Source organism: Chamaesiphon sp. (assembly GCF_041737865.1).
GTDB lineage: Bacteria > Cyanobacteriota > Cyanobacteriia > Cyanobacteriales > Chamaesiphonaceae > Chamaesiphon.
The window spans coordinates 1-8,429 of sequence record NZ_JBGSQZ010000272.1 but is presented as its reverse complement, the minus strand read 5'-3'; the positions used below and the strand labels follow the sequence as shown (position 1 = coordinate 8,429).

8 protein-coding genes and 1 pseudogene are annotated in these 8,429 nt (G+C 44.4%); 7 read left to right on the top strand and 2 right to left on the bottom strand.

All coding sequences use genetic code 11. The features are described 5' to 3' along the window. The 7 genes from ACEW9J_RS20905 to ACEW9J_RS20875 form a co-directional block, all read left to right on the top strand. Positions 1-119 (top strand): transposase (locus tag ACEW9J_RS20905; RefSeq protein ID WP_373547022.1); only part of this gene is annotated, 119 nt, incomplete at its 5' end. 140 nt (positions 120-259) lie between these two features. After that, on the top strand, positions 260-694 hold the full coding sequence (locus tag ACEW9J_RS20900; RefSeq protein WP_373547021.1) for a hypothetical protein: 435 nt from the start codon (positions 260-262) through the stop codon (positions 692-694). Positions 695-727: 33 nt separating this feature from the next. After that, positions 728-2,641 (top strand): GTPase family protein, encoded by a 1,914-nt coding sequence (locus tag ACEW9J_RS20895; protein ID WP_373547020.1) that lies wholly within the window; start codon positions 728-730, stop codon positions 2,639-2,641. Between the two features lie 454 nt (positions 2,642-3,095). Further along, complete coding sequence (locus ACEW9J_RS20890; RefSeq protein WP_373547019.1) at positions 3,096-3,401, top strand: hypothetical protein; 306 nt, start codon at positions 3,096-3,098, stop codon at positions 3,399-3,401. 81 nt (positions 3,402-3,482) lie between these two features. Continuing rightward, complete coding sequence (locus ACEW9J_RS20885) at positions 3,483-3,785, top strand: hypothetical protein (protein ID WP_373547018.1); 303 nt, start codon at positions 3,483-3,485, stop codon at positions 3,783-3,785. A gap of 348 nt (positions 3,786-4,133) precedes the next feature. Next, a complete protein-coding gene (locus tag ACEW9J_RS20880; protein WP_373547017.1) occupies positions 4,134-5,759 on the top strand; it encodes an ABC transporter substrate-binding protein in 1,626 nt (541 codons plus the stop codon). A gap of 221 nt (positions 5,760-5,980) precedes the next feature. Beyond that, positions 5,981-7,006, top strand: coding sequence for an ABC transporter permease (locus ACEW9J_RS20875; protein ID WP_373547016.1), 1,026 nt, complete (start codon positions 5,981-5,983; stop codon positions 7,004-7,006). 319 nt (positions 7,007-7,325) lie between these two features. Here ACEW9J_RS20875 and ACEW9J_RS20870 read toward each other — a convergent pair whose 3' ends face one another. Further along, positions 7,326-7,913, bottom strand: a complete 588-nt coding sequence (locus tag ACEW9J_RS20870; RefSeq protein ID WP_373547015.1) for a hypothetical protein — start codon at positions 7,911-7,913, stop codon at positions 7,326-7,328. A gap of 39 nt (positions 7,914-7,952) precedes the next feature. Next, a pseudogene (locus ACEW9J_RS20865) lies at positions 7,953-8,258 on the bottom strand (hypothetical protein); the annotation flags it as partial. Positions 8,259-8,429: the final 171 nt, after the last annotated feature.

Genomic DNA, 8,429 nt, shown 5'->3' with positions numbered 1-8,429 from the left:
GTGCTGTTGAAGGGATAAATAATAAACTCAAGCTAATTAAACGTTCAGGATATGGGTTCAGAAACTTTGCCAATTTTCGGTTAAGATGCTTAATTTGCTGGCGGTTATCTATTAGCTAGGCATACTTTAACCGGAAGAGCCAATTTGCAAGCAGATAAATGAATTAAACAATTATCCTTCAGAAAACCCAATAATTATAGACTGCCAAAACATTAGTAATTCAGCTCTACACACACAAGATAGCCATGTTAAAAATTCATTGATATTAAGTGAAGTTAGTTTAGCATCACTAAAACCTTCACAGCCAGGTAGAAGCTCAGTAAATAGAGAGCAGTATGAAAGAATAGAGATTATTGCAGCAATTTTAAAAAATGTTTACCCAGATAATATTGAAAACTGGATTCTTGATTTTTCACGCGACAGTATTCCAGAGAGCGAAATTATTATTTGGGAAAATATTGCAAAAGCTTTTATTAAAATTGACTCAGAAAAATATCTTAATGAAGAGCAAAAAAAAGAAGCTTATAAGTTGTTGCTAATGCGATCTCTTATGTCAACAGCCAACGTAATTGAAAGGTATAAGTCAAAACTGTTCTGTTTAAAGATCACAAAGAGAATTTTAGCTGCGTATAAAGCTAGTCCAAAACCAATGATTGTTGGTACCCGCGATAAACTGCGACACCAACGAGTGTGATATGGTCAGATTGGTGGTCAGTAGGAAATTGATATGCAATTGAAACCTTGGCAGTGGGCTATTCTAGTATCGCCGATCGCGAGTGTCGTTATATTCCTACTGATTGCTGCTGGTACTAAGATTCATGAGTGGGGAATTAATTGGATTTGGGGCGTATTTACGCTACTTTTGCTGGGTTGGCGATGGTTGTTGGTACGCTGGACAAAATCTTCGATCGATCGAGGTGCGGATGTCATTGCAGCGGCAAGTCGGGAACTCGAAGCGATTACGGCTAATGCTATGCCATTGACTGGAGATGCCGCAGCGCAGGTTAGTGCGGTGCTGCAAAAGGTAATTAGTGATTCACAAATCGATCGACCGATTTGGGAAGATTGGGCGACATTTTGGGCGCGATGTCAGGAATTAATTGTCGCGATTGCCAAGATTTATCATCCCGAAGTCAAATATCCACTGCTGAATATTTATGTAACTCAGGCGTATGGACTGATTCGGGGGACTACCGATGATATGGATGCTTGGATGCAGAAACTCGCCCCAGCACTCGATCGCGTGACTATCGCGCAGACGTATGAAGCCTACGAGACATATCAAAAATTGGCACCATCAGCGCAGAAACTCCTCAAAGTTTGGAATTGGGCACAATGGATACTTAACCCCGTGGCGGCGATCGCCAAGCGTGCCACCAAGGAATCCTCTAGCAGTGCCGATCGTCAGCTTTTGGTCAATTTGGGTCAACTCACTCGCGAAGCTGCCTTGACGAACCTCTGTCGTCAAGCTGTGACTCTATATAGTGGCAAGTTATTATCTTTGCCCCCGACTGTTACTCAAGTACCAACGGCAAATACTCAAACGCTCAGAGATATTCTAGTTGCTGCCGAACCACAGGCGCAGATCGAGCAAAAACCGATCGATATTCTCCTGGTAGGGCGCACGGGCGCGGGTAAAAGTAGTCTGATTAATACGCTATTTCAGGCAGACTTAGCCATCATCGATGTCTTGCCCAGTACCGACAAAATTCAAAATTACCAGTGGCACTCTAGTGGTGAAAGCCTGACACTTTGGGATAGCCCTGGTTACGAACAAGTCAATCGAGCGGATTTGCGAGCGCAAGTATTAGATCGTGCGGTGACTGCCGATTTACTGTTACTCGTCACTCCCGCGCTCGATCCGGCATTGCAGATGGATCGAGACTTTTTGGCAGATATTCAACGGACAGTTCCAGATTTACCGATCGTCACGATCGTAACTCAAGTCGATCGCGTTCGTCCGCTGCGAGAATGGACGCCGCCTTACGATTGGCAAGCAGGAATGCGTCCAAAGGAAATCGCGATGCGGGAAGCTGTGGCTTATCGAAATGAATTCCTAGCTACTTACTGCGATCTAGTCTTACCTTTAGTCAATGCCAATCCGAGTATCGATAGGCTGGCTTGGGGTGTAGACACATTATCATTAGCCTTGCTCCAATCGATCGCACCAAGCAAACAAATTCGCCTCGCCCGATTTTTACGCAACCTCGACGCTCGAATTGTTGCGGCTGCCAGCATTATCGATCGATATAGCCTCCAGATGACCACTACTCAGGGACTTACTCAACTACTCAAAAGTCCCGTACTAGAGTTTGTCTCTACCCTCACCACCGGATCGCCCGCTCTGGCGCAATTACTCACCGCTCAAATTCCGGTAGAGCAGTTACCAGTAGTCATCGGTAAATTACAAATGGCGAAGGACTTGCATTCACTCTTAAATACCAGCCACACCAAACCAATTGACTTCAATCTCTTGACACTGTGGCCATTATTACTCAACAACTCTGCCGCCCCGAATAAAAATGCTTACGCTTTCGGTCATGCACTGGTAGAGTATTGGACGCAACCAACCACAATCGCTGGCGTGGACTCTTCGCCAGTGCAGCTTCAGCAACGATTCGATCGCTATCTAGAGCTTTGATAACTCCCATCTTGCACCAGTCTAAATCTACTAGTGCTTAGTAGTATAGAAGGGTACCCATAAGGGGCACCCCTACAGGTTAATTGGGCGTTGCTGAATTGATGTATGGAAGAGGGGAGAGTGGGGGACTGCATCATGACCGCTTGCCGACGACGCTGGCACGCGGCTGGAATTTCTGTAGGAGATTAAAATCCTTGCGCTGCAATGCTTTCAGCGATTTCAAAAAATAAGCTCAATTTTATTTAGCAACATTTCTGGAAAGTGAATAGCACGATCTGTAGTTATTGATACGAGCACACAAGACACAACTTACACTGACAGTTAACTTCCGGCAAAACACTGAGTAAAGTTCAAATTAAATCTCAAACTTTTACGGAATTAACCAAATAAGATTTGTAGTCTCAAGTGTAAGTAAATCGCTAATTCACTCACTTACCAATCGGAATATACAATCATGAACTTCAAATCTATCATCGTTCTCGGTTTAAGCGTCGCTACTCTCGGTTTAACTCTTCCTGCTCATGCTGACACAGCTACAGTTGTCAACACCGATCAAAATGCGGTAGTTACTGGCAACGGCAACAATACAAATCAAAGTATCAGAACCAGAGTCAACAACAATCAAACTGGTCGTCCAAATGGTAGTAGCACTGGTACTTCCATCAACAGCAGTCAGAATTCTGATGTTTTGGGCGATGGTAACAACACTAATCAAAATACTAACACCCGCATCAATAACTCTCAACGTCGCAGTCGTTAAGTCATGATTCCCGCTGGGACAAATCTGCACTAACGATCGCATTTTAGTCAACTCACTCATTAACTCATCGGCATATTTATCATGAACTTCAAATCTATCATCGTTCTCGGTTTAAGCGTCGCTACTCTCGGTTTAACTCTCCCCGCTCATGCTGACACTGCCAACGTCGTTGACACCAATCAAAACGCGGTCATTACTGGTAACGACAACAAAACTGGTCAAAATATCGACACCAAAATCAAAAACAGCCAATCCGGTCGTCGCACTCCTGGTGGCACTGGTAGTTCCGTTACTAGCGGTCAGTCTGTTGATGTCTTAGGCGATGGCAACAAAACTGGTCAAAATACTAACACCCGCATCGAGAATACTCAACGTCGTCGTTAAGTCACGATTCCCGCTGGTAGTTGTCTGACACTTCACTGACAACTACTACTGTGGCTAATCAATCGATTTTAACTAACGCGCTCACTTACTCGATCTTGTAGGTGAGCGCGTTAATTATTGAGGTTTGGGTTAATAGAGACAACCATCCACCATCCACCATTCACCATCCACCATCCACTCACTACCCCAGCCTAATTTGAAACTGGTTCGGGAGTAATTGAGGAAAGGTTGCCAAATCGTTATATATTAAGTAACTTACCTTGGAGTAATTTAGACCCGTCAGGTAATTTGTACCGCTTGACCACATTCTAGATCGAGCCTTAATTATTGTGGCGATCGCATATATCCATGAATAGATGGCAGCATATTAGCTTAGTTTCAGGCATCGCACTGCGCTGCTTTGGTTTGGTGGGGTTGATGTTCATAACTAGTTGTCAAAGTAGTAATCCCAATGTTGCTAGTGGCGATGAAGGGAGAATTACCGTCGGGACAACTCAAAAACCGCGTACGCTCGATCCTGCTGATGCTTATGAATTAAGATCGATCGCCTTGATTCGGAATTTGAGCGACAGGTTGTATACTTACGATCCTGGTAGTACCCAAGTCAAACCCCAGCTAGCGACAGCTTTACCAACAGTTAGTGCCGATGGTTTGACATATACAATTGCGCTCCGTCAGGGGGTAGTCTTCCACGATGGCACCCCTTTTAATGCCGCAGCGATGGCATTTTCACTCCAACGATTCATTCAAAATAAGGGGAAGCCAGCCTTTCTACTAGCCGAGCGAGTGGCTTCAGTTACAGCTACCGGAACCAACGAACTCACAATTAAGCTCAAAAAACCCTTTGCAGCCTTCCCCGCGATGTTAGCCTTTCCTGGTACCTGCGCGGTATCTCCCAAAGCCTACAAGATTGGGGCAAATCAATTTGAAGCAAATACCTTTGTCGGCACAGGGCCGTATCAACTCCAAGAGTATGGTACCGATCGAGTAAAATTAAAAGCGTTCGATCGGTATTGGGGTGCCAAACCACTCAATCGGGGCGTAAACGTCCAAATTTTTTCCAATAACTCGGCAAACCTCTACAACTCCTTTCGTACCGGAGCCGTCGATGTCGCCTTCCAAGCCCTCGAACCAGATCAAGTCAAAAGCCTAGAAGAAGGAGCCAAAACTGGAAAATGGCAATCGATCGCGATCGATGGTAGTGTGACTAGTTATCTGATCCTCAATGTCCTCCAAAAGCCGCTAGACAATCCCCTAGTCCGTCAAGCACTAGCAGCTCTAGTCGATCGACCCACCATCAACGAGCGCATCTTGTACGGGCAGGGCAACCCCTTATACAGTATCGTTCCCAGTACCTTTAGTGTCTCCCAGCCAGTTTTTAAAAACGCTTATGGGGACGGCAATATCGCCAAAGCTAAACAACTGCTCACCCAAGCCGGATTTTCGCCCCAGAACCCCGCCAAAATTCAAATTTGGTACCCCTCCGGTTCTACGCCTCGCCGCCTGACAGCGGGCTTCCTCCGTGCCTATGCCAAGCAAAAACTGGGGGGGATGCTCGAACTCGAACCAAACACGATCGAGTCAGCATCGTTCTTTAAATACGCCAGCAAAAATATCTACCCAGCCACCCTCCAAGACTGGTATCCCGACTTTCTCGATCCTGATAACTTTGTCCAACCCTTCCTCGAATGTCCCAAAGGTTCGGTATCCCAAGGATGTCAAGAAGGGGGTAGTCAATCCCAAGGATCGTTCTATTATAGCGATCGAATGAATCAACTCATCACCGCCCAAGGTAAAGAAGCAGACCCCACCAAACGCCAACTAATCTACGCCGATATCCAAAATACGATCGCCCAAGATGTCCCACTCATCCCCCTCTGGCAAACAAAAGATTTTGTCTTCGCCAAAAAAGGCATGAGCGGCATCGAGATCGATCCCCTTCAAAATCTCCTTTACTCAACTATGAAAAAGTAAATTCAGCACTAATAAACCTTTGCGTAACTTTGCGAGATCTTAGCGACCTTTGCGTTAAAAAAAGCACCAACCAAAACTCAGTACCAAAATCTTCTTTACTCAACTATAAAAAAGTAGATTCAGCACTAATAAACCTTTGCGTAACTTTGCGAGATCTTAGCGACCTTTGCGTTGAAAAAGCACCAACCAAAACTCAGCACCAAATTCCCTAACCCCAAATCATGTCTCGATCGAAAACCCTCCAATACTATCTAGCTGCGCGACTACTCCTAGCTCCCTTAATGTTGTGGACGATCGTTACCTTAGTATTTTTCCTGCTCAAAGCCACCCCAGGCGATCCGGCCGATGCCTTCTTAGGTAATCGAGCATCAGATGAAGTAAAAGCAGATTTACGAAAACAATTAGGCTTAGACCAACCAGTTTACGTTCAATACTTTAGTTACTTATTTAATATTCTACGTGGAGACTTTGGGAAGTCAATTACTAGTTCTGGCAAAGAAGTTTTGATAGTAATTCAAGAAAACTTTCCAGCTACTTTAGAACTCGCGATCGGCAGTATGCTAATTGCCTTTGTTGTAGGGGTGACAGTGGGCACGATCTCCGCATCTCGTCCGGGTACTATCTCTGAAGTTGGGGGAAGATTATTTGGGATAATTAGTTATTCATTACCGATTTTTTGGGTAGGGATGCTATTGCAATTAGTATTTGCAGTGCAATTAAATATTTTCCCCCTCGGCGGTAGATTTCCAGCGAACTTAACCCCACCTGTAAAAATTACTGGACTCTACACGATCGATAGTTTATTACACTTCGACCTAGGCAGCTTTTTTGTCTCACTCCATCATCTAGCTCTACCCTGTCTCACACTTGGCGTATTACTGAGCGGAATTTTTGAACGGATCGTGCGGGCAAACCTCAAGCAAAGTATGAAAGCCGAATATGTGGAAGCCGCCAGAGCTAGAGGCATTCCCGAACAACGAATTCTGATCTCTCACGCTCTCAAAAATGCAATGATTCCGGTAATTACCGTACTGGGTTTAACTACCGCATCCCTACTCGGTGGTGCTGTTTTAACTGAAGTCACTTTTTCTTGGCCGGGATTGGCAAGCCAATTGTATGAAGCGATTTCCAATCGTGATTATCCCACAGTTCAGGGAATTATGGTATTTTTTGCCGCGATCGTGGTAATTGCCAGCATTGCGATCGATCTGATCAATGCGTGGATCGATCCACGTATTAAATATTAGATTAGTTACCGATCGTCCCTTCCTGGGAGGGTTGTCCGTAAGGCTTTCCAAATTTGACAAATATGAGCTTCTAGTCAGAGAAAGACCTTCGGCTCGATTCTCCAAGGGAGCAACTGAGCCGACTTAAAACGTCGTCTAATGGATGAAAGAAACTTTGGTTGAGTGTGTTGGGTTTCGCCTTGCTCTACCCAACCTACATATCCATGCTCTGAGCTAGTTTCAGGTTGAGTTCCTTAGAAGAGGCTACGCCAACGGCTCGTCCCGAAGGTTGGCGGTACGATCAAACCTCTAAGCCTAATTTATTGTAGTTAGCAGAAATTTACAGCTTATTGAAAAAGTCGCTCGCGATCGCTGATGTTTTTGATAATAAACTGTATGGGTCTGTCTCACCATATGAACCGATCTTTTTACTAAGTCTCGGATTAATCATCAGCGGCAAATCCAGAAAGCTAAAATGACTGGCGGATTCTTGGGTGAGTACTTGTAAATTTGCATTACCTGCAAGTTGCTGGATGCGGGTTCGATCTTTTGCCATCATTGAATTATGTACTGATTGGGACTTCCCATCATCGATTGTATATTTCTCTCGATTAGACAACATTAATAAAAATTCTTTTTCTGGATAGCTGAAATCGATCTCATCAATGTAAAAATATCCGTTAAAATTGACAGCCTTAGAAATTCGACGATCTCGTCCGCAAGCTACGAAACTAGCCGAACCGCCGATCGAATGTCCAGCCGCAAATATTTTTTCGATGTTAACTTTGCGATCTAAAAAAGAATTATCGGTGGAATTCATACTTATGACTCGATCGACCACCATCGAGATCTGATTTGCCTGAGTTACCGCAATCTTACTGATTAATAAATCCGGTCTAGCTAAACCATCGGATATTTCCTTGTCCATGCAGATTTGCGCTCCATTTACGAGCATCGTGCTGACACTTAAACCAGGATGATCGATACCCACAACAATAAAACCGTGGCTAGCAAATTCTAAAGCGTAGAAACTATTCAGAAAATTAATGCCTAAACCGGATGAAAATAGGACAACAGGGAAGTTAGATTGAGACTGACTTAGTGCAGCATCGATCGAGGCTGGAATTTGAATATGTCCGAGTAGAAGAGGACTAAATATCAGCTTGAACAGTAGATTTACAATTAGATTTTTAGAGAAAGTTTTACCAAGTTTGCCTAGATAAGGACTATCAATAACTAGATCTCGATCGGTTGGATACCATACCTTGGCAATGATGCCCGACTGACTGGGTGCATCCCAAATGGGAGCATCCCACTTTTTATTTAGCGATCGCGAATTAACCCGTTCAGGTAAGCGCCGCGGTGCGCGAGTACTTGAGGAACATTTTCAGCTTTCCACTGCGCCCCAGAGATTTTAGTACGGCGATCGATCTGTTTAATTGTA

What these genes read in the sequence shown, in the direction of transcription:
- ACEW9J_RS20895 (WP_373547020.1), top strand. Translation starts at nt 728, where the DNA reads ATGCAATTGAAACCTTGGCAGTGGGCTATTCTAGTATCGCCGATCGCG.
- ACEW9J_RS20890 (WP_373547019.1), top strand. Translation starts at nt 3,096, where the DNA reads ATGAACTTCAAATCTATCATCGTTCTCGGTTTAAGCGTCGCTACTCTC.
- ACEW9J_RS20885 (WP_373547018.1), top strand. Translation starts at nt 3,483, where the DNA reads ATGAACTTCAAATCTATCATCGTTCTCGGTTTAAGCGTCGCTACTCTC.
- ACEW9J_RS20880 (WP_373547017.1), top strand. Translation starts at nt 4,134, where the DNA reads ATGAATAGATGGCAGCATATTAGCTTAGTTTCAGGCATCGCACTGCGC.
- ACEW9J_RS20875 (WP_373547016.1), top strand. Translation starts at nt 5,981, where the DNA reads ATGTCTCGATCGAAAACCCTCCAATACTATCTAGCTGCGCGACTACTC.
- ACEW9J_RS20870 (WP_373547015.1), bottom strand. Translation starts at nt 7,913, where the DNA reads ATGGACAAGGAAATATCCGATGGTTTAGCTAGACCGGATTTATTAATC.